We start from the raw sequence: 25689 nt of genomic DNA, 5'->3' as shown, positions 1-25689 counted from the left end.
GCCCGGCCCCTTCTTGCTGTCGTGATCGCTGCTCACATAACCGCGCTTTGGGTCTGGGGCAAGCGAAGCGCGGCCCGCAGGGGCAGATGGTCGGACGCGCGGCGTGCAAGCGTGCTGTCATGGGCGCGCAGGTCGTGCAGGTCCAGTTGCGGGCAGGCGATGATGCGGTCCAAGGGCAGAACCGGCATCCGCGCGGGAAAGCTGGGCCGCGTCAGCGCCGAGCGTTTGACCGCCCGCAATTCACGCCGCAAGGGCATCAGCCCGCAATCCGCGCCCAGCCGCCATTCGTTGAAATCGCCCATCACAAGCGTTGGACGCCCATCGCCCGCGCCCACATGCCGCGCCAGAAGCCGCGCCTGCATCAGCCGCGACTGACGCAGCAGACCCAGATGCGCCGCGATCAGCCGCAAGGGGTGCCCGTTCAGGCGAATATCGGCGACGATCGCGCCACGCGGCTCCAGCCCCGGAAGGCTCACGGCCTGAGCCTGCTCCACCTCTGCCCCACGCAACAGCAGCAGGTTTCCATGCCAGCCATGCGCGGCCTTGCCCAAGCGGTCGGTCAAGACCACCGGGGCAAGCCCCGTCTCGGCCTGCAAATAGCCGGGGTCCAGAACCCCGCGCCGGTCGCCGAAGCGGCGATCCACCTCTTGCAGCGCGACGATATCGGCCCCCAGCTCTGCAATCACCTGCACGATACGCGCGGGATCGCGGCGCATATCGGTTCCGACCGCCTTGTGAATGTTGTAAGAGCTGACAATGGTCATGTCTGTTGCCTTGGCACTCTCCTTCAATCCAACTATGCGAAGTTGCGCGCGGGGCAACAATACCCCGCGGCGATGAAAGAACCGTTACCGAAAGGCCAACCCGTGCGGCAGGCAGAGGAACTTGACGCGCTTGTCATCGGTGCCGGCCCCGCCGGGCTGATCGCGGCCGAGGTCATGGCAAGCGCCGGTCGCAGCATCACCATCTGCGAGGCGAAACCTTCGCCCGCGCGCAAATTCCTGATGGCGGGCAAATCGGGGCTGAACCTGCTGAACGCGGCCCCCCTGCCCGACCAGATCGCCACGTATTCGGAAGCCGCCGATTGGCTGTCGCCCATGCTCCACGCCTTCGGCCCCGACCAGATCCACGCCTGGGCCGAGGGGCTTGGCGAGCCACTTTTCACAGGCTCGTCGGGCCGCATCTTTCCGCGCGCCATGAAAGCCTCGCCGCTTCTGCGCGCATGGCTGGCACGATTGGACAGCCTTGGCGTGACACTCCGGCGCGGCTGGCGCTGGACGGGCGGCGCGTATCAGTTCACCACGCCCGATGGCCCCCGCCAACTTGCGCCGCGCACCACCGTTCTGGCACTTGGGGGGGCAAGCTGGGCGCGGCTTGGCTCTGACGGCGCTTGGCGCGCGCATCTTACCGCGCGCGGCATCGCCTGCACGCTGTTCCAGCCCGCGAATATGGGCTTTGCGGTTGCATGGTCCGATCACATGATCCCCCATTTCGGCCTGCCCATCAAGGGCGCGCGGCTGATCGCAGGTGCCCATAGCCTGCGCGCCGAGTTCGTTCTGACCGCGCGCGGTGTCGAAGGCGGCGGCATCTACGCACTCTCGCGCGCCTTGCGCGAGGGGGCCAGCCTCACGCTCGACCTGTTCCCCGATCTCAGCGCCACCGAGCTTGACGCCCGCCTCGCCCGCCGCCCCGCCAAGGAATCGCGCACCAACCGGCTGCGCAAGGCACTGGGGCTTTCAGGCGCGCGCCTTGCCCTTGTCAACGAATGCACCCGCACGCCCGACGGCGCCACGCTCAAGGCGCTGACCCTGCCCTTGGGCGCGCCCCACCCGATGGACGAAGCAATCTCGACCGCCGGCGGCATCGCACGCGCGGAACTCGACGACAGGCTGATGCTACGCAACTGGCCCGGCACCTTCGCGGCTGGCGAAATGCTCGACTGGGAAGCGCCCACCGGCGGCTACCTTCTGACCGCTTGCCTTGCCACGGGCCATTGGGCGGGCAAACATGCAGCCCGATACCGCTAATTCATCCTTGCAAAAATATCCTGGGGGAGGCGCGCGCCAGCGCGGCGGGGGCAAAGCCCCCTAAACGATCCGCGCGTTCAGGCTGCGCTCGCGCACGGGCAAATGCACGATGGCCGAGAAAAGCCCGACCGCGACACCCACCCACCACACAAGCGTGTAGTCGCCGTAGATGTCATACAATTCGCCCCCCAGCCATACGCCCAGGAAACTGCCCAACTGGTGACTGAAGAACACGATCCCGTACAGCGTGCCCATGTAGCGCAACCCGTAGATATGCGCGATCAGACCGGATGTCAGCGGCACCGTCGCCAGCCACAATGCTCCCATCAGCAGCGAAAACAGCAACACAGAGGCAGGCGTGATCGGCGACAGGATGAACGCCGCCGCCACAACCGTGCGCGCCATGTAGATGCTGGCCAGCAGGTATTTCTTGGAATAGCGCTTGCCCAGCCATGCGGCAAAGATCGTGCCGGCAATATTGGCCAGACCGATCAGCGAAATCGACACCGCCCCAAGCACCGATGTCGTGGTAATCCCGAAGCCCGCCAGCATCCCGTTGGGGTCGATCGGCCCACACATTTCCGTCACCATCGCGGGGAAATGCGCGGTGATGAAGGCAAGCTGGTAGCCGCAGGAAAAGAAACCCAGGAAGATCAGGCTAAAGCTGGGGTCGCGGGCCGCCTGTTTCAGCGCCGCGCCCATGCTCTGCTCCAACTCCGCGCGGCTGGCAGGTGCGGGCGAGCGCATCATCGGCAGCGCGAGCATTGCCAGAAGGATCGCGGCGGCGAAGATCAGGAACACCGTCTGCCAGCTGTAAAAGCCCAGCAAGATCTCTGCCACGGGCGCGCCAAAGACCTGCCCCGCGCTGCCCGCCGCGGTCGCAATCCCCAGCGCCACGCTGCGATTCTCGTCTGATGCCGCGCGCCCGACCACGGCCAGGATCACGCCAAAGCCTGTGCCCGCAACACCAAAGCCGACAAGGATCTCCAACCATTGATGCGCCTCGGGCGTGACGGCGAAGGATGACAGCACCAACCCCGCCGCATAGGTCAGCGCGCCAAGAAGGATCGCCTTGCGGTCCCCAAAGCGCTCAGCCAAAGCCCCGAACAAGGGCTGACCGATGCCCCAAGCCAGGTTCTGAATGGCAATCGCCAGCGAGAATTCGGCACGCAGCCAGCCGAATTCCTCGGCAATCGGGATCTGGAACACGCCGAAACTGGCGCGGATGGCAAAGCCCACCATGATAATCAGGCAACCGCCGATCAGAACCGGGGTCATCAGGGGCGCGGAGCGGTCGGACATGGCGGCACCTTGGCAAAGATGCGCTTAACATGTTCAAAAGTTTCCGGACGGTCAAGCCACCATGGTTTCAGCTTGGCTCAGGTCCACGCTCACCAACTGGCTGACCCCGCGCTCGCCCATCGTGACCCCGAACAGCCGGTCCATCCGCGCCATGGTCAGCGCGTTGTGCGAGATAATCAGGTAGCGCGTTTCAGCCCGGCGCGTCATCTCGTCCAACAGGTCGCAGAAGCGCGCGACATTGGCGTCATCGAGCGGCGCGTCCACCTCGTCCAGCACGCAGATGGGCGCGGGGTTGGCAAGGAAGACCGCGAAAATCAGCGCCAGCGCCGTCAGCGTCTGCTCACCCCCCGACAAAAGCGAGAGCGTGGACAGTTTCTTGCCCGGCGGCTGACACATGATTTCCAGACCGGCTTCCAACGGGTCGTCGGATTCGACCAGCACCAACCGCGCCTCGCCGCCGGTGAACAGGTGCTGGAACAGGTTGGCGAAATTCTCGTTCACCTTGTCGAAGGCCGCAAGCAGCCGCTCGCGTCCTTCGCGGTTCAACGCCGAGATGCCTGCGCGCAGCTTGGCGATGGCCGCTTCCAGATCGGCCATTTCCTGAACCAGCGTGTCATGCTCTGTCTGGACCTCGCGCGCGTCTTCCTCGGCGCGCAGGTTGACCGCGCCCAGGCTGTCGCGCGCACGCTTCAGGCGGGCAAGGCTGTCTTCCAAGGCAGCAATTTCAGGCAAGGCGTCGTGGTCGATCTCCAACTCGGCCAGCAGGGCTTGCGGGGTGGCGTTCAAATCCTCTTGGATGCGCGCGGTGAGGCTGTCGACCGCTTGGCCCGCCGCCTCGCGCTGTGCTTCTGCGCGGGCGCGGGCCTCGCGCGCGTCACCGCTGGCGCGGGTCGTGTCGCGCTCTGCATCTGCGGCGCTGCGGGCGGTGGCCTCGCCCGCTTTCAGCGCATCCTCGGCGGCACTGGCGCGGGCATCGGCGCGGGTGATCTCGTGTTGCAGGTTCTCGGCCTTTTGCGCCAGCGTCGCGGGCGCGTCTTGCGCCGATTTCAGGCGGCGCGCGGCCTCGTCGCGGCGCTCGGACAGTTCCGCCACGCGGGCAGAGGCATTGCCCAGCCGCCCCTGCCAGCCAGCCAGCGCCTTGGCCACCTCTTGCGCCCGCGCCGCGCGGGCGTTGGCGTCGCGGCGCAAGCCTTCGGCCAGCCCGCGCGCGCTGACGGTTTCGGCACGGGCCTCGGCCACCTTGGCGGCCAGACGGTCCACGCTCAGGCGCAGTTGGGCAAGATCGGGCAGCGCGCTTTGTGCGGCGCTGAGCGTGGCCAGCTTTTCAGTCAGATCGGCAAGTTCCATGCGCGCGCGCTCGGCCTGCGCCGCCGCAGTCTCGCGTTTCGATGCCGCCATGTCGCGCGCGGCCTGCGCCCGCGACGCGGCGCGCGATGCATCGCTCAGCCGCCCTTCGGCGGCGCGGCGCGCCTCGCGCGCTTGCCGTTCTGCGCCGGCCAGCGCGTCAAGCCGGGCTTTGCGCGCGGCATGGGTCTGGGCAAGTTCGGTCAGTCCTGCCTCTGTCTGCTCCAATTCGCGGCGCAGGGCCGATAGCTGGTTGCGCTGTTGCAACCGCAGCGCGGTGCTGCTGGATGCGTCTTTCGCGGCGATATGCAGCCCGTCCCAACGCCACAGATCGCCCGCCAGCGTGACCAGTCTTTGGCCCGGCTTCAGATCGGCGTGCAAAGCGCGGCCTTGGTATGGCGTGGCGACGCCGGTTTGGCCCAAGCGCCGCGCAAGGGCCGCGCTGCCGGAGACAAAGGGCGCAAGGGGTGCGGCCCCCTGCGGCAAAGGCGCGGTTTGGTCGTAATCGGGCAAATCGACCCAGCCAGAGCCGCCCTCTGCCATCGGGTGGCGCAAATCGTCGGCCAGCGCCGCGCCCAAGGCTTGCTCGTAACCGGGGGCCACGCGCAGCGCGTCCAAAAGCTGCGCGCCTGTGCCGCTGTCGCGCGCGACCAGCTTGGCCAGCGCCGCTTCTTCGGCGCGCAGGCTGCGCGCCGCGCCCTCGGCATCGGACAGGGCCGCGCGAGCAGCGCTCTCGGCGGTTTGCGCCTCTGACCGGGCGGTTTCGGTCTCCGACAATGCGGCTTCGGTGCGGGCGGCCAAGTCCTCGGCTTCGCGCGTGTCATCCTCTGCGGTGGCCAAGGCGCGGGTAGCCTGTTCCAAAGCCTGAGCGGCCTCGGATTGCGCGGCGGCTGCACGCTCGGCCTGTTCGCGCGCGCGGGCCTCAAGGCGGGTCGCATCGTCCAGCGCGCGTTTCACGCTATCGGCCTCTGCGCTTTGGCGGGCAAGCTCTTGGGTTGCAGCGGCGTGATCGGACTCGGATTGCGCAAGCGCGCGGGCACAAGCCTCTGCGGCCGCGTCCGCCTGCTGCTGGCGCGCCTCTGCCCCCTCTTCAGCCTGCGCAAGGTCAGCCTGTTCGGCCTGCAATTGCGCGATCGTGTCATGTGCGTCGGTGTTCAAAGCCTCTTCGCGGGCGATGTCCTGATCCAGTTGCGCGATGCGCGCGCGCAGGCTGCGCAGTTGGGCGGTGGCGCGCTCGGTCTCGGCAGACAGGGTTTGGCGTTCGACCTCCAGCCGCTGGCGCACGGCCCCGGCAATGGCCGCCTCCTCGCGCAAGGGGCCAAGCGCCTCGTCGGCCTGCGCGCGGGCGCGCGCAGCGTCCAGCGCGGCGGCCTCTGCCTGCGCAAGCGCGCTTAGAGCCGCGCGCAAACGAGCGTCCGCCTCGACCCGCGCGATGTCGGCCTCGCGCCAGCGCAGATACATCAGAAACGCTTCGGTATGACGCAGCTCTGCCCCGATCTTGCGGTAGCGTTCCGCCTGCTTCGCTTGCCGGGCAAGGCTGGAGAGTTGCCCCGCCAGTTGCTCGACAACATCGCGCAGGCGCTCCAGATTGGTTTCGGTCGCGCGCAGACGCAACTCGGCTTCGTGACGGCGCTGATAGAGGCCGGAAATCCCTGCCGCTTCCTCCAGAATGCGTCGGCGTGCCTTGGGCTTGGCGTTGATGAGTTCCGAGATCTGCCCCTGCCGCACCAGCGCCGGGCTATGCGCCCCGGTCGAAGCATCTGCGAACAGCATCTGCACATCGCGCGCGCGCACGTCCTTGCCATTGATGCGGTAGGCGCTGCCCGCGTCGCGGGTGATGCGGCGCACGACCTCTAGCTGGTCGCTGTCGTTGAACCCCGAGGGCGCCAGGCGCTGCGAATTGTCCATATGCAGGGTGACTTCGGCGAAATGACGGGCCGCGCGGCTGTCGGTGCCCGCGAAGATCACGTCTTCCATGCCTGAGCCGCGCATCGCGCTGGCCCGATTCTCGCCCATGACCCAGCGCAGCGCTTCCAGCAGGTTGGACTTTCCGCAGCCATTTGGCCCGACAACGCCGGTCAGGCCCGGATGGATCACCAGATCCGTCGGGTCGACAAAGCTTTTGAAGCCATTCAGGCGCAGGCGGGTAAACTGCATGGGCCACCGGGGTTACAGACCCCTGAACCGTGCCAAGCGCGCGCGCCACGAGTCAAGCGCTATTCCAACATTCGGTATGATTGACGAAGTTATCCACAAGATATGCGAAAATGGCATAGATTTGGGCAAAGGGGTGCGACAGCCCGTCGCAGTGCAATTTGAAGGCAATATATTCATATTCAGATTTATAAATATGTTAGGAGGGCATCATGCCGACCGCAAAACCATCCGACACCTACTCGCCGCTCTACTTCCTGGCTTCGCTGGGTGCTGGCGGCCTGACCGTAACCTTCTTCATGTGGCTGATGTTCTGGATCCCGCATCCGGGCAAGACCGTTCCAGTCTTCGAAGACATCATGGCCGCGCTGTCCACGGGCAACCTGATGACGCAGGCGATGATCGTCGCCGCCATGGCGGGGATCGCGTTCTTCGCGTTTCAGAACATCAAGCTGCTGATCTGGAACCTGCAACGCTACAGCGCTTGGCGCAAAACCGACGCGTTTGAAAAATTCGCCAAGACCAACGCGCAAAGCCAGATTCTGGCTATGCCGCTGGCGCTGGCAATGGCCGTGAATGGCGGCTTCATCCTGGGGCTGGTTTTCGTGCCCGGCCTGTGGTCGATCGTGGAATACCTGTTCCCCATGGCCATGGTCGCGTTTCTGGCCATCGGTATTCTGGGGCTGAAACAATATGGCGGCTTCCTTGGCCGTGTGATGACCGAAGGGGGCTTCAACTGCGCGGCCAACAACAATTTCGGCCAGATCCTGCCCGCCTTCGCCTTTGCCATGGTCGGCGTCGGCATGGCCGCCCCGGCTGCCATGAGCACGAACGCCACCGTGGCTGGTGCTGCCATCGTCATCTCGACCTTCTTCCTGATGATGAGCGGGTTGATCGCTGCGGTCGCCATGATCCTTGGCCTGCGTTCGATGATGGAAAACGGCGCCAATGCCGACACCGCCCCGACGCTGCTGATTATCGTGCCGCTTCTGACGGTTCTGGGCATCTTGATGCTGCGTCAGGCGCATGGTCTGGGTGTGCATTTCGGCGTCGAGGAAGGCGCAGGCGCAACGCTGGCGCTGACCTCGAAGCTGCTGGCCACGCAAGTCGCGGTGCTGCTGTTCGGCGGTCTGGTGCTGGTCAAGCAGGGCTATGCGGGCCGCTTCCTGTTCGGGTCCGAGAACTCGGCCGGCTCTTACGCGCTGATCTGCCCCGGCGTGGCGCTATCGGTGATGCTGCACTTCTTCGTCAATAACGGCCTTGTCAAAGCCGGCGTGATCGAGAAATTCGGCATGGGTTACTGGTCGCTGACGCTGCTGGCGATTGCCGCCCAGTTCTCGATGATCTGGATGGTGCTGCTGCTGAACCGCCGCCACTTTGGCACCCCCAAGGGTGCAACCCCGGTTCCGGCGGAATAAGCAAGTCGTCATAACCACAGGAACGCGCGGCCCCAAGGGTCGCGCGTTTTTTCATGTCCGCCCAATATCTTGCGGCCCAATGCGCTGCGCCGCGCCCATCTTGTGGGCAAAAAGCCACCGCTGCGGGAAAGAATGCTTGCAACTGGCCCATGTGATTGGCAGCATTACATCAGGTGAAGCGCCATTGAATGGGAGACCCGCTTGGGTATCAACACCGCGACCCCCGTTGCCGGGGCAGAAGATGCGACACTGCATCTGGAATTCGCAGACAACCGCCTGCTGGTGGAACTGTGCGGCGAATATGATCGAAACCTCACACAGGTCGAAAGCCAGCTTGGCGTGCAGATTGTGCGCCGGGGCAACCAGTTGGCGGTCATGGGCGAGGCGCGCGCCGACGCGGCTGACGTTTTGCGCGCCATGTATCAGATGGTGCAGGAACGCGGCACGCTGGAACATGGCGACATCGCCGCGCTGATCCGGCTGGGCAATGCCGACATCGCCGCGCCAGAGCAGATGGAGATGTTCCGCTCTGGCCGGCTGGAGCTGCGGACGCGCAAGAAATCGGTCATCCCGCGGACAGAGGCGCAACAGGCCTATACCCGCGCCCTGCTGGAGGCAGAGCTGAATTTCGGCATCGGGCCCGCGGGCACCGGCAAGACCTATATCGCCGTCGCCGCCGCCGTGCAGATGTTCGCCGACGGTCATGTCGACAAGATCATCCTGTCACGCCCCGCCGTGGAAGCGGGCGAGCGTCTGGGCTTTCTGCCCGGCGACATGAAGGAAAAAGTCGACCCCTACATGCAGCCGCTTTACGACGCGCTGAATGATTTCCTGCCGGGCAAGCAGTTGCAAAAGCTGATGGAAGAGCGCCGGATCGAAATTGCGCCCTTGGCCTTCATGCGCGGGCGCACGCTGTCGAATGCCTTTGTTCTGCTCGATGAAGCGCAGAACGCTACAGAGATGCAGATGAAGATGTTCCTGACGCGCCTCGGCGAAGGGTCGCGCATGGTCATCACCGGCGATCGCAGCCAGATCGACCTGCCGCGCGGCGTGCAATCGGGCCTGCGCGCGGCCGAGCGCATTCTGGACGGGGTCGAGGGGATACGGTTCAGCTATTTCACCTCCTCCGACGTGGTGCGCCACCCGCTCGTGGCGCGCATTATCCGCGCCTATGAGAAAGACGAGGAATCGGGTGGCTGACCTGATCGACCTTGTGCACGAGGGCGGCGCTTGGGACTTGGCCATGTTGCAAGACTTGGCAGAACGCGCAGCACGCGCCACGCTTGCGCATCTTGACCTGCCCGCCGCGGAATACGAGATCGCCCTCCTCGCCTGCGACGATGCGCGCATCGCGGCGCTCAACGCCCAGTTCCGCGCCAAGCCCGTGCCCACCAACGTGCTGAGCTGGCCCGCATGGGACATGTCGGCCGAAGCGGATGGCGACTTGCCCGACCTGCCCCCCGAAGGCGACCCGGACGACCCCGAATCACTGGGCAATATCGCGCTGGCCTATGAGACCTGCACCCGAGAGGCGCGCGAACAGGACAAAACATTGCCCGCACATTTGTTGCATCTGGTCGTTCATTCCGTGTTACATCTTTTGGGATACAACCATATCCGTGACAAAGATGCCGCGTTGATGGAAGAAACCGAAATCGCGATACTTGCCACGCTGGGGGTGCAAAACCCATATGAACTTGGGGCTGATATGCCCTTGTAATGCCGGAAAGGACCAATGGGCGACACGACAGACGGATCTAGTGCGGCGCAGAGCGCGCAAGACGATCACAGCAACGAACCACGCGGGCTGTTCAGCCGCCTGTTCGATGCACTCTCTCCTGACGAGGCCGAGGGACATGGCGAAAAGCTGGGGCGCACCCTGCCCGGCCTTGCCAACCTGCAACGGTTGCGTGTCGAGGATGTTGCCGTTCCCAAGGCGGAAATCGTGGCGCTCAGCCATGATGCCAGCCTGAAGGACATTGTCCAGGAATTCCGCGAATCGGGCTACTCCCGCATTCCGGTCTACGAGGACACGCTCGACAAGCCCTTGGGCCTGTTGCTGCTCAAAGACCTCGCGCTGCATTACGGCTTCAACGGTCATCACGATCTGGACCTTGCGCCGCTGCTGCGCCCGATCCTGTATGTTCCGCCCTCGATGCCGCTGTCGGTGCTGCTACGCAAGATGCAGGCCGAACGCTCGCATATGGCGCTTGTCATCGACGAATATGGCGGGGTGGACGGGCTTGTAACCATCGAAGACCTGCTGGAGCAAGTCGTCGGAGAAATCGAAGACGAGCACGACACCGAGGACGAGGTCGCGATCCAGCAGATCGACGAGACCACCTACATGGCCGATGCCCGCGCGACGCTGGAAGAGCTGGAAGAAACGCTGGGCATTGCGCTGATAGACGACGATCTGGACGAAGAGGTGGACACGCTGGGCGGTCTGGTCTTCGTGCTGACCGGCCATGTGCCCGTACGCGGAGAGGTGATCGAACACCCAAGCGGGTTGGAGTTCGAGGTGATCGACGCCGACGCGCGCCGCATTCGCCGCCTGCGCGTGCATCTGCCCGAAGCACAGCCCAAAGCCGCGCAATGATCCAGCCGCCCCGGTGGCTTGTCGCGCCTGCCCTTGGCGCGGTCATGGCGCTGGGGCAAGCCCCGCTGGGCTGGTGGTGGGCAACGATATTGGCCGGGGCCGGTCTGTTCGCGCTGCTGCCCGCCACGCCGCGCGCCGCCATGCGCTGGCTGTGGTTGGCCGGGATCGGCTATTTCGGCGCGGCGCTTGTCTGGATCGTGCAGCCTTTCTTCATCAACCCCGCCGCACATGGCTGGATGGCCCCCTTCGCACTGGTCTTCATGGCGGGCGGCATGGCGCTGTTCTGGGCCGGTGCTGGTCTGGCGGCGCGCTTTGGCCCCGTCATGGTCGCAGTCGCCTTCCTTGCGCTGGAATTGCTGCGCGGCTGGGTGCTGACGGGTTTTCCATGGGCGATGCTGGGCCATGTGCTGATCGATACCCCCGCCGCGCAACTGGCCAGCCTTGGCGGCGCGGGGCTTTTATCGGCGCTGATGCTGGCGGCGATGGTCTTGCCCGCGCGAAGCGCCGGGCGGGGCCGGGTCGTGGGCGCGGCGGTGGCGGTCGCACTTGTTTCCGGGGCTTGGGCTTGGGGTAGCGCGCGGCTGCCGGATCAAGCACCAGATGCCGGGCCAATCGTGCGGCTGATCCAGCCCAACGCCCCGCAGGCCGAAAAATGGGATCAGGACCGCGCGTTGTTTTATTTCGAGCGGATGCTGGACCAAACCGCCGCCCCTGCCGCCCAAGCACCTGCGCTGGTCATCTGGCCCGAAACCTCGGTTCCTTTCCTGCTTAGCTATCCCGGTGCGGGTCTGGGGATGATGGCCGACGCGATTGCCGCGCAAGGCCCAGAGGCCCAGATCGCGTTCGGCGTGCAACGGCTGGACGCGGGGCGCTATTACAACAGCCTTGCGCTACTCGACAGTTTCGCGCGCGTGGGCCAGATTTACGACAAGCACCATCTGGTGCCCTTTGGCGAATACATCCCCTTTGCCGACTGGATCGCAGGCAGCCCGGTGGGCGGTTTGGCGGCCCAAATGCTGCAAGGCTATAGCGCCGGGCCGGGGCCGCAGGTGCTGGACATGGGCGCTTTGGGCCGCGCCTTGCCGCTTATCTGCTACGAGGCGATCTTTCCCCGCCACAGCCGCGCCACCCCGCGCCCCGATTGGCTGGTGCAGGTCACGAATGACGCGTGGTTCGGCACGCTGTCTGGCCCCTATCAGCACTTGGCACAGGCGCGGCTGCGCACGATAGAGCAAGGCTTGCCACTGTTGCGCAGCGCCAATACCGGCGTCAGTGCCGGGTTCGATGCCTATGGCCGCCCCTTGGGCAGCCTTGCCTTGAACACCGACGGGTTTCTGGACATTGCCCTGCCCCCGCCCTTGCCGCCCACGGTCTATGCCCGCTGGGGCGACTGGCCAATCTGGGGCGCGTTGCTGGTATTGGCTTTCGGGGTGGCAGCCGTGCGGCGGGTCAGATGATCTCTGTCACAAGCTCGGGTATCCGGGCGCTGTCTGCAATGCTGCACGCTTCCTGAAAGGCGGCGACGGCGCGGTCCGTTGCGCCCTCTGTCGCGGCATGGACCATGGCCAGCGCGTCGCCCGCCGCGACATTCGTGCCAAGGGGGGCAATCGCGGAAAAGCCCACACGCGGGTCGATCCGGTCGCTGGCCGCGCGCCGCCCGCCGCCCAAGCCGATCACCGCCTGCCCGATGGCGCGCGTATCATACGCCGCAACCAGGCCCGCTTGCGGCGCGGGCACCGGGCGCATGACCGGCGCGCGGTCCAAGGCAGGGCTTTCCATCACATCGCGCGGCCCGCCAAGGGATGCAACCATGCGGGCGAAACGCTCGGCGGCGCGGCCAGAGGACAGCGCATCCGCAATCCGCGCGCGCCCGTCTGCGGTCGTGTCGGCCAAGCCCGCAAGCACCAACGCTTCTGCCCCCAGCACCAGCACCATCTCTTGCAGGCGCGGGGCGGCATCGGCCTTGCCGCGCAACAGGTCCAAAGCGACAGCCAATTCTACCGTGTTGCCCGCGGCGGGGGCAAGCGGCTGGCTCATGTCGCTGAGCACCGCGCGCGTGGGGCACCCCGCGTGCCCTGCCACTGTGACCAAGGCGTGTGCCAGCGCGCGCGCATCGGCCGGGTCGGGCATGAACGCGCCAGAGCCGGTTTTGACATCCATCACCAAGCCCTGCACCCCCGCCGCCAGCTTTTTCGACAGGATCGAGGCCACGATCAGCGGTTGCGATGCCACCGTCGCGGTCACGTCGCGGATGGCGTAAAGCCTGCGGTCGGCAGGGGCCAAATCGGCACTTGCGCCGACGATGGCGCAGCCCGCATCCTCCACCACGGCCCGCAGGCGGTCGGGGTCGGGGGTGACGGTGTAGCCGGGGATCGCCTCCAGCTTGTCGAGCGTGCCGCCCGTATGGCCCAAACCCCGACCAGAGATCATGGGCACCACCGCCCCGCAAGCCGCGAGCGCAGGCGCCAGAACCAACGACACCGTATCGCCCACCCCGCCGGTCGAATGCTTGTCGATGACCGGGCCATGATCCCAGTGCAACCGCTGCCCCGAATCGCGCATCGCCAGCGTCAGATCGGCGGTTTCTGGCGCGCTCATGCCGCGTAGCACCACGGCCATGGCGAACGCACCCGCCTGCGCATCGGACAAGCTGCCATCGCTCAAGCCCTGCACAAGGGCCGCGATCTGGTCGGGCGCAAGTGCCGCGCCATCGCGTTTCAGGGCAATCAGGTCTTGGTAGAGCATGGGCGATCCGTTTCTGGCCTAGCCCCAACTGTCAGGCCAGAGCGGCCAATGGGCAAGCCCGATCGCTGCGTCATGCTCAGGCCAGTTCGGCAGAGGGAATGATCGGAAAGAACACGCCTGCCGACCAGATACCGAACCACGACGCGCCGTCATGCTCGGCATGCTGTCCCAGCTCGACCAGACGATAAAAGGATTTGCGGTCGATCAACGCCTCTAGCCCCGCGCGAATGTGGATATAGGGCGCGGGTTCGCCGCTCTCGGCATCGCGCTCGACGCGCAGCGCGTTGTCGGGCCCGGCCAAAGCCTCGTCGCCCATATTGGTCACGAAAGTCACATGCTGGTCACAGCCCGTGCCTGCGACCCGGAAATCGACCGCGACAAAAGGCGCGTCATCGACGGTGATCCCCACCTTCTCTACCGGGGTGACAAGGAAATACTTGTCACCTTCGCGCTTCAGAATGGTCGAGAACAGCCGCGCCAAAGCGGGGCGCCCAATCGGCGTGCCCTCGTAAAACCAGGTGCCGTCGCGGGCGATGCGCATGTCCAGATCGCCGCAAAAGGGCGGGTTCCACAAATGCACGGGCGGCAGGCCTTTTCCCTTGCTGGCGGCGCGCGCCGCATCGGCCAGCGCATTTGCCGAAGGTGTCACGGTATTTTGTTGCATCGGGGTTTTTGCCATTGGCTGCCTTTGCGATATGTCAGAGGGTAACGTAACATGACTTCGCGCGTTTTCACCCCGTGTGCAGGGCGAAAACCAAAGGCAAAAGGACGCGCCCCATGACTGACGCCTCGGACCTTCCCCAGCAGATCGAAGCCTTGGGCGAGAAACTGGCGCAGGCGCGCGCCAGCATAAACCGCCGCTTCATCGGGCAGGAAACCGTCGTGGATCTGACGCTCTCCGCCATGCTGTGTGGCGGCCACGGTCTGTTGATCGGCCTGCCGGGCTTGGGCAAGACGCGGCTGGTCGATACGCTGTCGACCGTGATGGGGCTGCACGGCAACCGCGTGCAATTCACCCCCGACCTGATGCCCGCCGACATTCTGGGGTCAGAGGTGCTGGACGTGAATGAAGATGGCAAACGCGCATTTCGCTTCATCGAGGGGCCGATCTTCTGCCAGCTTCTGATGGCGGACGAGATCAACCGCGCCAGCCCCCGCACGCAAGCCGCCCTGTTGCAGGCCATGCAGGAACGCGAGGTGACGGTCGCGGGCCACCATCACAAGCTGGCCGCGCCCTTTCATGTGCTGGCCACGCAAAACCCGCTGGAGCAGGAAGGCACCTACCCGCTGCCCGAAGCGCAGCTGGACCGGTTCCTTGTGCAGATCGACGTGAATTATCCCGACCGCGATACCGAGCGCGACATCCTGATCGCCACCACCGGGGCGGCGGAAGACACCGCGCATGAGGTCTTCACCGCTGCCGAACTGATCGACGCGCAGGCGCTCTTGCGGCGGATGCCCGTGGGCGAGCGCGTGGTCGATGCGATCCTTGATCTTGTGCGCGCCTGCCGTCCCGGCGAGCCAGAGGCACATGAGGCCGTGCAGGGCATGGTCGCCTGGGGCCCCGGCCCGCGTGCGGCGCAGGCGCTGATGCTGACGGTGCGGGCGCGGGCGTTGTTGCAGGGGCGGCTTGCGCCCTCGCTCGATGACGTGGCGGCCATGGCGCGCCCGGTCCTGTCGCACCGTATGGCGCTTGGCTTTGCCGCGCGGGCGCAGGGTGTGGACTTGGGCGAGATCATCGACCGCGTGGCCGCACAAGCCACGGACATGGCGGCCGCCGCGTGACAGCCGATCTGCGCCAACGTGCCGAGGGGCTGGCCGCGCCCCTGCCCGCGCTTCTGGCGCAGGCCGAGCATTTGGCGGCGTCGGTGCTGCCCGGCGCGCATGGCCGCAGGCGCGCGGGCCAAGGGGATGAGTTCTGGCAATATCGCCCTGCGACGGCCTCTGACAGTGCGGGCCGGATCGACTGGCGGCGCTCTGGCCGTGCGGATGCGCATTTCGTGCGCGAAACCGAATGGCAGGCGGCGCAGGCCGTCACGCTTTGGGTGGATCGCGCGCAGGCAATGGCGTTTTCAGGCGCGAAGGACCGCGCAACCAAGGCCGATCGCGCGCGGCTTCTGGGCTTGGCGCTGGCCGTGCTGCTGCTGAAGGGCGGTGAGCGCGTGGGGCTGATGCCCGACCTGCCCGCCCGCATGGGCCGCGCGCAACTGGAGCCGCTGACGCTGACATTGGCCCGCGATGACAGCGCCGATTTCGGCGCGCCGCCCGACGCGGTCTTGCCCGCGCGCTCGCAAGCGGTGTTCCTGTCCGATTTCCTTGGCCCGACAGAGGGGCTGGAGCGTGCCGTTGCCCAAGCGGTCGCGCGCGGGGTGCGGGGGGTTCTGGTGCAAATCCTCGACCCGGTGGAAGAGGAATTTCCCTATCAGGGGCGGTCTATCTTCGAATCCATGAGCGGCGCCTTGCGGCACGAAACCCTGCGCGCCAATGACCTGCAAGCGCGCTACCGCGACCGGCTGGCCGCGCGCAAGGATGCGCTGGCGGCGCTGGCGCGTCAAAGCGGCTGGCAAGTGCTGAGTCATCATACCGACCAATCGCCCGCGACCGCGCTGATGGCGCTGTGGCAGGCCGTGGACGGGGGGCGCGCGTGATGGGGGCTATCGGCTTCGCCTCGCCATGGTTACTGGCCGCGCTGGTGGCGCTGCCGGTCCTGTGGTGGCTGCTGCGCGCCGTGCCGCCCGCGCCAGTGGTGCGCCGCTTTCCGGGTGTCGCGCTGCTTCTGGGCCTGACGGACGAGCGCACGGAAACCGACAAAACGCCATGGTGGCTGCTGTTGCTGCGCGCGCTGGCGGTGGCGGCACTGATCGTGGGCTTTGCCGGCCCCATGTTGAACCCGCAGGCCACGCGCACGGGCGATGCGCCGCTTCTGGTGGTGATGGATGCCAGCTGGGCCAGCGCCCGCGACTGGAGCCGCCGCACCGAACGCGTGGGCGAGGTGTTGGCAGAGGCCGCGCGCGCCGACCGCCCCGTCGCGCTTGTCGCGCTCAGCGACCTGCCCGATGGCCCCCTGCCCCTGCGCGACGCGCAATTCTGGGCCGAACGCGTGGGCGCGCTGGCACCTGCGCCTTTCGTGGCCGATGCCGACAGCGTGGTGGCTTGGGCCGACACCCTTCCCGACAGGCTGGACAGCTACTGGCTGTCGGACGGGTTGGACCATGCCTATCGCACGGCCCTGACGGATGCCCTGCAAGCGCGTGGCGCGCTGACCGTGTTTGAAACCAGCCGCCCCATCTATGCGCTTGCACCGCCAAGCCTGAGCGAAGGCACCCTCGGATTGCGCGCGCTGCGCCTGTCCGGCCAGCCTGCGACAGAGGTGAGCATCACCGCCCATGGCCGCGACCCAGCAGGCGTGGAGCGCGCGCTGGCGCGGGCGACCGCGACATTTGAAGCAGGCTCTGAGCTGGCACGGGCCGAGCTTGTCCTGCAACCCGAATTGCGCAACCGCATCACCCGGTTCCAGATCGAAGGACAGCGCAGCGCGGGGGCCGTGGCCCTGACCGATGACGCGCTGCAACGGCGCAAGGTCGCGTTGCTAACCGGGCGCGAGGGCGATGAAGGGGCCGATCTGCTGTCGCCCTTCTTTTACCTGCGCCAAGCGCTTGGGCCGGTGTCGGAACTGATCGAGAGCCCTTCGATCGACGACCTGCTGCTGACCGCGCCCGATGTGCTGATCCTGGTCGACGTGGCTGCCTTGGGAGAGGTCGAGACCGGCCAGATCCTTGATTTCGTGCGCGGTGGTGGAATGCTCTTGCGTTTTGCCGGGCCGCGCTTGGCGGCCTCTGAAGTGGCGCGCGATGCCGAAGACCCGCTCTTGCCCGTGCGCTTGCGCATCGGCGGGCGCACCGTTGGCGGCGCGATGAGCTGGGGCGCGCCCCGCCTGTTGCGCGAATTCGCCCCCGAAAGCCCCTTCGCGGGCCTAGACATTCCGCAAGATGTGACCATCGCGGCGCAGGTTCTGGCGCAGCCCGATCCCGGTCTGGCAGAGCGCACGATTGCCACGCTGGCCGACGGCACGCCCTTGGTAACGCGCCGCTTCGATGGCGACGGGCAGATCGTGCTGGTGCACACCACCGCCAATGCCGATTGGTCCACCCTGCCGCTGTCGGGCCTGTTCGTGCAGATGCTGGAACGACTGGCCGTGTCCACGCGTGGCGCGTCGCTGGACGAGAGCGCCATTGCAGACCAGCTTTGGCAACCCCAGCGCGCCCTCGACGGGTTTGGCGAGGTGCAAGATGTCAGCGATCAGGCGGCGATCGAGGGCGAGATATTGGCCGCACGTCAGTTCGGCCCCGAGTTGCGCCCCGGTGTCTATTCCAGCGCGGCGGGCAGCCTTGCGCTGAACCTGATCGACCCGGACCAAGCACTTAGCGGCGCCACTTGGCCCACATCCGTGCCGGTCGAGCGCGACACGGTCGCGGTCACTCGCGATCTGCGCGCGCCGGTGCTGCTTGCCGGGCTGGCCCTGCTGCTGGTCGATATTCTGGCCGCGCTCTGGCTGTCGGGCCGCCTGCGCGGCGGGGCCGTGGCGGCGGTGCTGCTGGCGCTGGCCCTGCCCGTGGATGGCCACGCGCAAGACACCGACGACCGCCTTGCGCTGCAAGCCACCAGCGCGGTGGTGTTGGGCCATATCCTGACCGGCGACGAGCGCGTGGACGAGATGGCGCAGGCGGGCCTGCGCGGGCTGTCGCGCATCCTGTTTGCCCGCACCTCGGTCGAACCCGATCCGCCCATCGGGGTCGATATTGAACGCGACGAGCTGACCTTTTTCCCGTTCCTCTATTGGCCGATCACAGAAAACACGCCCATCCCGTCGGATGCGGCCTACGCAAAGCTGAACCGCTACCTGCGCGGCGGCGGCCTGATCCTGTTCGACACGCGCGACGCGGAACTGGCCGGCCTGACACGCACCACGCCAGAACAGCGCCGCTTGCAGGCCATCGCCCGCCCGCTGGACATACCGCCGCTTGAACCAGTCCCAGAGGACCATGTCCTGACCCGCACCTTCTACCTGCTGAGCGATTTTCCGGGCCGCTACACGGGCCGTGATGTCTGGGTCGAAGCCGCGCCCGCCGATGCCGAACGCGCCGAGGGGATGCCGTTTCGCAACCTCAATGACGGGGTCACGCCGGTCATCATCGGCAGCCATGACTGGGCCAGCGCGTGGGCGGTGGACGAGATGGGCCAACCCATGGTGCGCATCGGGATGGGCCTGTCGGGAGAGGAGCAGCGCGAGATGGCATATCGCTTCGGGGTGAACCTGATTACCCATGTGTTGACGGGCAATTACAAATCCGACCAGGTGCATGTGCCAGCACTTCTGGAGAGGCTGGGGCAATGAACGGAACCGAAATCGCTTTCGCACCGCTGCTGCCTTGGCCGGTTCTGGGCGCGGTGGCGGCTGTCGCCTTTGTCATGGTGGCCATTGCGCTATGGCGCGGCCTGCGCGGCTGGTGGCTGCGCGGGCTGGCCGCGCTCGCGCTGTTGGCCGCACTTGCGAACCCCGCGCTGCAAACCGAATTGCGCGACACGCTCAGCGACATCGCGCTGGTGGTGGTCGATGATACGGCCTCGAACCGGCTGGGCGACCGGGCGGCGCAAGCCGGGAGCGCCCGCGCGCATCTGGAAGCAGAACTCGCGGCACTTCCGGGCGTGGAAACCCGTGTGGTGACGGTCGAGGACGCGGCCCGCGACCAAGGCAGCCTGATCGCGGGCACATTGGCCGAAGCCTTGGCCGAAATCCCGCGCGACCGTTTGGCGGGCATGTTCCTGCTGTCCGACGGACTTGCCCATGATGCCGACATCCCGCTCGACCTGCCCGCGCCGCTGCACCTGCTGCAAACCGGCACGCCAGAGGATTGGGACCGCCGGTTGATCGTGTCGAACGCGCCCGCTTTCGCCATCGTGGGGGAACCTGTCACGCTGACCCTGCGGGTCGAAGACGAAGGCGCGGTGCCCCCAGGTGCGGGCGGCATGGCGCCGCTGTTCTATTCCATCGACGGTGGGCCGCGCCAGCGCGCGGTGGTGCCGATCGGGCAGGACATGGAAATCGACGTCACGCTGGACCGTGGCGGCATGAACGTGCTGCAATTCGAGCTGGAACAAGCCCCCGGAGAGCTGACTGACCGCAACAACGCCGCGATCGTGCAGATGAACGGCGTGCGCGACCGGCTGCGGGTGCTCTTGGTCTCGGGCGAACCGAACGCAGGGCAGCGCACATGGCGCAACCTGCTGAAATCGGACCCGGCGGTGGATCTGGTGCATTTCACCATCCTGCGCCCGCCAGACCGACATGACGGCGTGCCGGTCAATGAACTGTCGCTCATTGCCTTTCCGACGCGCGAATTGTTCATCGAGAAGATCGACGAATTCGACCTGATCATCTTCGACCGCTACAAGCGGCGCGGCATTCTGCCTGCGGCCTATTTCGCCAATATCGCCCGCTATGTGCAGGATGGCGGCGCGCTTCTGGTCGTGGGTGGCCCGGAACTGGCCGGAGCCGACAGTATCTGGCGCTCGCCCTTGGGCGAGGTGTTCCCTGCCAGCCCGACCGCGCGGGTGCTGGATGAAGGCTATCGTCCCACCGTCACCGATCTTGGGCAACGCCACCCGGTCACATCTGGGCTGGAGGCGCTTGCGCCCTCTGCCGAAGGCTGGGGGCGGTGGTTCCGCCAGATAGAGATGATCCCGCAAGAGGGTCAGATCGTGATGGAAGGGATCGACGGACGCCCGCTTCTGATGCTGGACCGGGTAGAGCAAGGCCGCATGGCGCTGATCGCGTCGGACCAGACATGGCTGTGGGATCGCGGCTTTGAAGGTGGAGGGCCACAACTGGAATTGCTGCGCCGCTTGGCCCATTGGATGATGGGCGAGCCGGAGCTGGAAGAAGAGACCCTGACGGCCAGCGCCGAGGGTCAGCGACTGACCATCACGCGCCGCACCCTCAGCGACGGCGTGGGAGAGGTAATTGTCACGGCCCCCGACGGCACCGAAACGGCGCTTGCGCTGACAGAACAGTCCCCCGGCGAATACCGCGCCGATTGGGATGCGCCGGAAATCGGGCTTTACCGGCTGGCAGAGGGCGGGCTGGACAGCGTGGTGGCCGTCGGCCCGCAAGCGCCGCGCGAGTATGAGAGCACTATCGCCAGCGGCGGCCGTTTGGCGGCACTGATCGAGCCGACACGCGGCGGTGTGGCACTGCTGTCGGACGGGCTGCCAGAGCTGCGCGAGGTGCGCGAGGGCCGCGCAGCCGCCGGGCGCGGCTGGTTGGGGATTACACCGCGCAACGCCTATGTGACGACCGACATCACCACGGCGGCGCTGTTGCCGGGCTGGGCGTGGTTGTTGCTGGCCGCTGGTCTGGCGCTCGGGGCATGGCTGCGCGAAGGGCGTTAAACACAAGCACATGCAAAAAGGCGGCGCGATTGCTCGCACCGCCTTTGTTTTCGGGTCGGACCGGATCAGCCGAAAATGTCGGCCACGATCCCGTTATACCAGCCGATGCTTTCCTCGTAGGTCTGCTGACGCAGTTCGGCGGTTTCGCCGGTCGCGCTGATAAAGCTCGACACAGACTCGATCTGCTCGGCACCGGGCTCGTAGCTGGCGCCCACTTTCACACCGTCATTGGTTGCGATCAGCGACCAGCAGGTGTTCGAGTAGCGTGCCGGGAAGATGCGGCTGCCGGTCAATTCACCGCGCACCACATTCGCCACGACCTTCGCCTGGCTGTTGGCCGAGAAACCCGACTTGGGCATTGCGCCCTGCTGAGCCGCGTCGCCCAGAACGAAGATGTTCTCGTCCATGGTCGAGCGCATGTCGGACGGCGTGACCGGTGCCCAGCCTGCGTCGTTCGTCAGGCCAGCCAGCTCTGCGATCTTGCCCGCTTTCTGGGCCGGGATCACGTTGCAGACATCGACCTTCTCGACATTGCCGTCGATGACAACTTCCATCGAGTCGGGGCGCACTTCGACATTCGCGCCACCGAAATCCGGGCCAATGCGCGACACCATGCCGGCATAGTGTTTGCTCCAGCCTTCCTCGAACAAAGCCTGCTTCGAGAAGTTCTCTTTCGGGTCCACGATCAGGATTTTCGCGGTCGGGTTCGACTGGGACAGCATATGCGCGATCATCGACACACGCTCGCCCGGCCCCGGAGGGCAACGATAGGGGTTCGGAGGCGCGACCATGCAGAAGGTGCCACCTTCGCGCATGTTCTCGATCTGGTTCTTCAGCAGCTGGACCTGCGTGCCCGACTTGTAGGCATGCGGCATCAGGCTTTGCTTGGTCACATCCCAGCCCGGCACGGCATCGGCGACAAAGTCGATGCCGGGTGCCACGACCAGACGGTCATAGGGGATGGACGAGCCGGATGCGAGCGTGACGGTCTTCGCGTCACGGTCCACGCCAATGGCCCAGTCATGAACCACGTTCACACCAGCCGCGGCAATGCCCTCATAGCCATGGCCAAGCGCGTCATAGTCCCAGAACCCGCCCAGATACAGGTTCGAGAAGTAACAGGTGTAGTAACGCTTCGTCGGCTCGATAAGCGTTACATCCACAGCACCGTCGCTGTCTTTCGCGATGTAACGGGCAACCGTGCCACCACCAGAGCCGCCGCCGATCACGACCACGCGCGGACGGGCCTGCCCCATGACAGCGGGGGCCGCCATGATTGCGCTGGCTGCCGAAACGCTGGCCAGAAATGTTCTGCGTTGAAGCTTCATTGATACTCTCTCCCATGTCTCGCCTTGGATGAAGGCGAATTTGCGCCCGAGTTCCCCCGCCGTCCAGCCTCCTCGACGCCAATGGCGCACTATCGGACGGGTCATGTTCCCACGCAGGGCGTAGAGCGTGGGACAAGTCTGGGTGGCCGCGCGTCTCCCTCGAAACGGCCAAACGGCCCGCAACCGATATTGCGGACCGTTATCCTTATTCGTCAAGCGCCGCAAAATAGGCCGCGAGTGCCGCGATCTCTTCGTCGCCCAGACGCGACGCGACAGAGCGCATCACCTCATGCGGGCGTAGCTTTTCCTTGTAGGCGTGCATGGCGACGACGAAGTCATCTTCAGGCCAGCCTACAATGCCGGGTATCCCCTCGTTCGCACCGCTGCGCTGGTGGCAGGTGGTGCATTCCTGGCTGAGATATTCGCCGTATTCGACATCACCCACGATCGCGAGGATCTCTGGCGAAAGCTCGACCTCTGGCCGGATGGCGGTCGGTGCGGCTTCGGGGATGTTTTGCGGTTGGTCCGAAAATACCCGCAGATAGGCGATCAGGTCGGCGCGGCGGTCTTCGTCGCCAAGGCCACGATAGGACATGCGCGTGCCCGACACCAGGGCGCGGGGGTTCTCGATATAGGCGTGCAGACGCGCCAAATCCCAAACCAGACCATCGCGACCCTGCCGAGCCAAGGCATCGGAGTACCGAAAATCGTCGTGGCTGGCCGCGCCGCGGTCGAAAATGTGGTTCAGTTGCGGGCCGATGCGATGCGCCGCCCCTTCGCCAATCTGGTGACAACTGGCACATTCACGACGGTATACTTCCGCGCCGGATTCGGGATCCCCGATGGCGATCGCCTGCGCGAAGGATGCGATCGGGGCCAGCATGGCCCCGATGCAGAGGGTGGAGGAAAGGATAAAACCCTTCATCAGATCCCGCTCAGTTCGAGTGCGAGGTGAGGTAGGCAATCAATGCCGCACGCTCATCCGCGTCCCGAACGCCCCGGAATGCCATCCGGTTGCGCGGGATGTAGTCCGAGGGGTTCTCGAGGAATGCGTCCAACGACTCCGGGGTCCAGACATGGCCCGATTCTGCCTTTTCGGTGAAGGCGGGCGAGTAGCGGAAGCCCTCGACAGCCCCCGATGCACGACCGACGACGCCGTTCAGCATCGGGCCGGTACCGTTGCGGGCACCGTCGCCGACCTGGTGGCAGGACCGGCACTGACGGAAGGCGCTTTCGCCAGCTTCGACCAGTGCGGGGTCAAGGCTTGCGACCTGCACTTCTTCGGCAGCGGGTTCGGCGGCAGCTTCCTCGACCGGAGCGGCATCGGTTGCGGTGCCGGCATCCATCGACGCTTCCTCGACCATCTCGCCGGGTTCGACCACAGTGCCATCCAGCAGCAGACGCGGGAAGGGCGGGGTCACGGCGATGTCGCTCGCGCGCTTGCTGATCTCGACCGGGTCAGAGCAGTTGCTCATGCAAGGCTCGGTCACGAACAGCGGGAACTCAGTCTCGACCCGGTCATCGACGATGAAACCATCCGCGTTGGGCATGACAACTTCGGTGAAGTTCTCGTTGCTCAGCACGAAATCATCTTCGACGATCTGGTTCGAGTAGAGGATATACGCGACGATGGCATAGGTCTCGTCATAGGTCAGGATCTGTGCCGCGCCGAAAGGCATGGAGCGGTGCACATAATCGAAGACCGTCGACAGATAGGGCCAGTAAGAGCCAACCGTCTTGACCGGGCGCGGGTTGGTCAGCGTGCCCTGCCCGCCTGCGATTACCGGCCATGCGCCAGCGCCTTCAGCGAAATCGCCGTGGCACGCCGCACAGTTGTTGATCCAAGCTTCCTCGCCGTCATAGACGTCGCCGCTGCCGACCGGCAGGCCGGTGCCATCGGGCAGGACGGCCACGTCCCACGCGTCGATTTCTTCGGGCAGCGCCGGGCGGCCGAGGCCCAGTTCCTGCGCGAAACCGGGGGCGGCCAGCAAGGTTGCAAGCGCCGTGGTAGCGATCAGATTACGACACTTCGACATTTTCAGCTTCCCCATTCTCGTTGACATGCCAGGTCTGGATGCCGTTGTTGTGGTAGACGGATTGCAGACCGCGCACAGCGCGCAGCTGGTCCTTGGTGGGCTGGACATAGCCGGTCTCATCGACTGCGCGCGATTGCAGCAGCATCGGCTTGCCGTCCCAGACATGGTCGACATAGAAGCGGGTCAGCGCCATCGACTGAGGCTCGCCGGCGATGCGGGCTTCGACCCAGTTCACACCGCCGTCCATGGACACGTCCACGCGGGTGATCTTGCCGCGGCCGGACCATGCCAGACCGGTGATGACCATCGGGCCGGGGCCATGGCTGGCGGGCACTTGCGGCGAGGGCGCGGTGATGACGGATTTCGCGTCCATCTCCCAGGTCCACTTGCGCGCGGTGCCGTTGGCCAGCAGGTCAGTGTATTTGCTGGTCTCTTCGCGGCTTTCAACGGCTGCGTGGTAGACCGCGATGCGGCGCAGCCACTTGACCCACATGTTGCCTTCCCAACCCGGCACAATCAGGCGGACCGGGTAGCCATGTTCCATGCGCAGCGCCTCGCCGTTGGCGTAGAAGGCGACAAGGCAGTCATCCATGGCTTTTTCCAGCGGGATAGACCGACCGTTCGAGCTGGCATCATGGCCTTCGACATAGACCCATTTGCCTTCGGGCTGGACACCGGCCTCTTCCAGCAACACGCGCAGCGGGACGCCGATATATTCCATGTTGTGGATCATGCCGTGGGTGAACTGCGCGCCGTTCAGCTGCGCGCCGCCCCATTCCATGCCACTGTTTGCAGCGCATTCACAGAACGCAACGCGGCTTTCGCGCGGCATCCGCATCAGGTCGGCAAAGGTAAAGACCAGCGGGCGATCAACGAGGCCGTTGATCATCAGGCGGTATTCCTGCTTGCTCATCTCGATCGCGCCGGAATGGTGACGCTCGAACGCGCAACCCTGCGGCGTGATCGTGCCATCCAGCGCATGGATCGGCGTGAAGTTGATCGAGCTGATCGGGTCAGCCGTCAGCCATTCCACGTTGCGACGAACGACATGTTCCTCGAAATGGATCGGCATCCCATAGGGCGTGGCATCCACGGCTTCGCCGGTGAAGGACGCGTAAGGCTGGATTTCGGTAATCAACGGGTCGGGCGTATTGGCCCGTGCGCCCGTGGCGGCAAGAGCAGCGCCCCCCGCAGCAAGCCCTGCGGTGCGCAGGAAATCGCGGCGGCTGGCACCACCGGCCTTGCGGGGCGCGTCATTCGACTGGTCGGTCATGACGTAGTTCCTTT

Annotated in this window: 19 protein-coding genes; 10 read left to right on the top strand and 9 right to left on the bottom strand. The window is 65.7% G+C overall.

What is annotated here, in order from left to right; translation table 11 throughout:
- Positions 1-32: 32 nt before the first annotated feature.
- On the bottom strand, positions 33-764 hold the full coding sequence (locus tag J1C52_RS07115; protein WP_227427239.1) for an endonuclease/exonuclease/phosphatase family protein: 732 nt from the start codon (positions 762-764) through the stop codon (positions 33-35).
- 72 nt (positions 765-836) lie between these two features.
- Here J1C52_RS07115 and J1C52_RS07110 point away from each other — a divergent pair, with 72 nt between their 5' ends.
- Positions 837-2027, top strand: coding sequence for an NAD(P)/FAD-dependent oxidoreductase (locus J1C52_RS07110; RefSeq protein ID WP_227427238.1), 1191 nt, complete (start codon positions 837-839; stop codon positions 2025-2027).
- A gap of 60 nt (positions 2028-2087) precedes the next feature.
- Here the strand turns inward: J1C52_RS07110 and J1C52_RS07105 are convergent, their stop codons facing one another.
- Complete coding sequence (locus tag J1C52_RS07105; RefSeq protein ID WP_227427237.1) at positions 2088-3329, bottom strand: MFS transporter; 1242 nt, start codon at positions 3327-3329, stop codon at positions 2088-2090.
- A gap of 51 nt (positions 3330-3380) precedes the next feature.
- Complete coding sequence (locus tag J1C52_RS07100; protein WP_227427236.1) at positions 3381-6830, bottom strand: chromosome segregation SMC family protein; 3450 nt, start codon at positions 6828-6830, stop codon at positions 3381-3383.
- Between the two features lie 209 nt (positions 6831-7039).
- On the opposite strand from J1C52_RS07100, the gene J1C52_RS07095 reads away from it, so the two are divergent.
- The 5 genes from J1C52_RS07095 to lnt all read left to right on the top strand — a co-directional run bounded on the left by J1C52_RS07095 (position 7040) and on the right by lnt (position 12301).
- On the top strand, positions 7040-8245 hold the full coding sequence (locus J1C52_RS07095; protein ID WP_227427235.1) for a TsoY family (seleno)protein: 1206 nt from the start codon (positions 7040-7042) through the stop codon (positions 8243-8245).
- A gap of 201 nt (positions 8246-8446) precedes the next feature.
- Complete coding sequence (locus J1C52_RS07090) at positions 8447-9445, top strand: PhoH family protein (RefSeq protein WP_227427234.1); 999 nt, start codon at positions 8447-8449, stop codon at positions 9443-9445.
- Between the two features lie 43 nt (positions 9446-9488).
- Positions 9489-9965: an rRNA maturation RNase YbeY gene (gene ybeY, locus J1C52_RS07085; RefSeq protein ID WP_255618422.1), complete on the top strand. Its 477-nt coding sequence runs from the start codon at positions 9489-9491 to the stop codon at positions 9963-9965.
- Positions 9966-9980: 15 nt separating this feature from the next.
- Positions 9981-10844: a hemolysin family protein gene (locus J1C52_RS07080; RefSeq protein WP_227427232.1), complete on the top strand. Its 864-nt coding sequence runs from the start codon at positions 9981-9983 to the stop codon at positions 10842-10844.
- Complete coding sequence (gene lnt / locus J1C52_RS07075) at positions 10841-12301, top strand: apolipoprotein N-acyltransferase (RefSeq protein WP_227427231.1); 1461 nt, start codon at positions 10841-10843, stop codon at positions 12299-12301. The genes J1C52_RS07080 and lnt overlap by 4 nt, the downstream gene beginning before the upstream one ends.
- On the opposite strand, the gene J1C52_RS07070 is transcribed toward lnt, so the two are convergent.
- Positions 12294-13589, bottom strand: a complete 1296-nt coding sequence (locus J1C52_RS07070; RefSeq protein WP_227427230.1) for a thymidine phosphorylase — start codon at positions 13587-13589, stop codon at positions 12294-12296. The genes lnt and J1C52_RS07070 overlap by 8 nt on opposite strands.
- Positions 13590-13665: 76 nt before the next feature.
- A complete protein-coding gene (locus J1C52_RS07065) occupies positions 13666-14268 on the bottom strand; it encodes a DUF1285 domain-containing protein (RefSeq protein WP_370633237.1) in 603 nt (200 codons plus the stop codon).
- Positions 14269-14366: 98 nt separating this feature from the next.
- On the opposite strand from J1C52_RS07065, the gene J1C52_RS07060 reads away from it, so the two are divergent.
- From J1C52_RS07060 to J1C52_RS07045, 4 genes are read left to right on the top strand one after another with little or no spacing between them, the layout of a single operon-like run.
- Positions 14367-15374, top strand: a complete 1008-nt coding sequence (locus J1C52_RS07060; protein WP_227427228.1) for an AAA family ATPase — start codon at positions 14367-14369, stop codon at positions 15372-15374.
- The gene (locus J1C52_RS07055; protein WP_227427227.1) at positions 15371-16237 is read left to right on the top strand and encodes a DUF58 domain-containing protein; all 867 of its coding nucleotides are present in this window, start codon (positions 15371-15373) and stop codon (positions 16235-16237) included. The genes J1C52_RS07060 and J1C52_RS07055 overlap by 4 nt, the downstream gene beginning before the upstream one ends.
- Positions 16237-18984, top strand: coding sequence for a DUF4159 domain-containing protein (locus J1C52_RS07050; protein ID WP_227427277.1), 2748 nt, complete (start codon positions 16237-16239; stop codon positions 18982-18984). The genes J1C52_RS07055 and J1C52_RS07050 overlap by 1 nt, the downstream gene beginning before the upstream one ends.
- Positions 18981-21038, top strand: coding sequence for a hypothetical protein (locus J1C52_RS07045; protein ID WP_227427226.1), 2058 nt, complete (start codon positions 18981-18983; stop codon positions 21036-21038). The genes J1C52_RS07050 and J1C52_RS07045 overlap by 4 nt, the downstream gene beginning before the upstream one ends.
- A gap of 65 nt (positions 21039-21103) precedes the next feature.
- On the opposite strand, the gene J1C52_RS07040 is transcribed toward J1C52_RS07045, so the two are convergent.
- The 4 genes from J1C52_RS07040 to soxC all read right to left on the bottom strand — a co-directional run bounded on the left by J1C52_RS07040 (position 21104) and on the right by soxC (position 25675).
- Complete coding sequence (locus J1C52_RS07040; RefSeq protein ID WP_227427225.1) at positions 21104-22366, bottom strand: NAD(P)/FAD-dependent oxidoreductase; 1263 nt, start codon at positions 22364-22366, stop codon at positions 21104-21106.
- A 205-nt stretch (positions 22367-22571) separates the two neighbouring features.
- Complete coding sequence (locus J1C52_RS07035) at positions 22572-23291, bottom strand: c-type cytochrome (protein ID WP_227427224.1); 720 nt, start codon at positions 23289-23291, stop codon at positions 22572-22574.
- Positions 23292-23301: 10 nt separating this feature from the next.
- Entirely contained in the window at positions 23302-24402 is a 1101-nt protein-coding gene (locus J1C52_RS07030) for a c-type cytochrome (protein ID WP_227427223.1), read from the bottom strand.
- The gene (gene soxC / locus J1C52_RS07025; RefSeq protein ID WP_227427222.1) at positions 24386-25675 is read right to left on the bottom strand and encodes a sulfite dehydrogenase; all 1290 of its coding nucleotides are present in this window, start codon (positions 25673-25675) and stop codon (positions 24386-24388) included. The genes J1C52_RS07030 and soxC overlap by 17 nt, the downstream gene beginning before the upstream one ends.
- Positions 25676-25689 lie beyond the last annotated feature (14 nt).

Source organism: Roseibaca sp. Y0-43 (assembly GCF_020667835.1).
Classification (GTDB): domain Bacteria; phylum Pseudomonadota; class Alphaproteobacteria; order Rhodobacterales; family Rhodobacteraceae; genus Roseinatronobacter.
Note: the sequence above shows the minus strand (reverse complement) of the source record. Positions and strands in the feature narration are given on the sequence as shown.

Bases quoted from the DNA above. Each gene is read 5' to 3' on its own strand.
- J1C52_RS07045 (WP_227427226.1), top strand. From the start codon at position 18,981: ATGAACGGAACCGAAATCGCTTTCGCACCGCTGCTGCCTTGGCCGGTT.
- J1C52_RS07100 (WP_227427236.1), bottom strand. From the start codon at position 6,830: ATGCAGTTTACCCGCCTGCGCCTGAATGGCTTCAAAAGCTTTGTCGAC.
- J1C52_RS07030 (WP_227427223.1), bottom strand. From the start codon at position 24,402: ATGTCGAAGTGTCGTAATCTGATCGCTACCACGGCGCTTGCAACCTTG.
- ybeY (WP_255618422.1), top strand. From the start codon at position 9,489: ATGTTGCAAGACTTGGCAGAACGCGCAGCACGCGCCACGCTTGCGCAT.
- J1C52_RS07080 (WP_227427232.1), top strand. From the start codon at position 9,981: ATGGGCGACACGACAGACGGATCTAGTGCGGCGCAGAGCGCGCAAGAC.
- J1C52_RS07060 (WP_227427228.1), top strand. From the start codon at position 14,367: ATGACTGACGCCTCGGACCTTCCCCAGCAGATCGAAGCCTTGGGCGAG.
- J1C52_RS07035 (WP_227427224.1), bottom strand. From the start codon at position 23,291: ATGAAGGGTTTTATCCTTTCCTCCACCCTCTGCATCGGGGCCATGCTG.
- J1C52_RS07065 (WP_370633237.1), bottom strand. From the start codon at position 14,268: ATGGCAAAAACCCCGATGCAACAAAATACCGTGACACCTTCGGCAAAT.
- lnt (WP_227427231.1), top strand. From the start codon at position 10,841: ATGATCCAGCCGCCCCGGTGGCTTGTCGCGCCTGCCCTTGGCGCGGTC.
- J1C52_RS07070 (WP_227427230.1), bottom strand. From the start codon at position 13,589: ATGCTCTACCAAGACCTGATTGCCCTGAAACGCGATGGCGCGGCACTT.
- J1C52_RS07095 (WP_227427235.1), top strand. From the start codon at position 7,040: ATGCCGACCGCAAAACCATCCGACACCTACTCGCCGCTCTACTTCCTG.
- soxC (WP_227427222.1), bottom strand. From the start codon at position 25,675: ATGACCGACCAGTCGAATGACGCGCCCCGCAAGGCCGGTGGTGCCAGC.
- J1C52_RS07105 (WP_227427237.1), bottom strand. From the start codon at position 3,329: ATGTCCGACCGCTCCGCGCCCCTGATGACCCCGGTTCTGATCGGCGGT.
- J1C52_RS07115 (WP_227427239.1), bottom strand. From the start codon at position 764: ATGACCATTGTCAGCTCTTACAACATTCACAAGGCGGTCGGAACCGAT.
- J1C52_RS07110 (WP_227427238.1), top strand. From the start codon at position 837: ATGAAAGAACCGTTACCGAAAGGCCAACCCGTGCGGCAGGCAGAGGAA.
- J1C52_RS07050 (WP_227427277.1), top strand. From the start codon at position 16,237: ATGGGGGCTATCGGCTTCGCCTCGCCATGGTTACTGGCCGCGCTGGTG.
- J1C52_RS07040 (WP_227427225.1), bottom strand. From the start codon at position 22,366: ATGAAGCTTCAACGCAGAACATTTCTGGCCAGCGTTTCGGCAGCCAGC.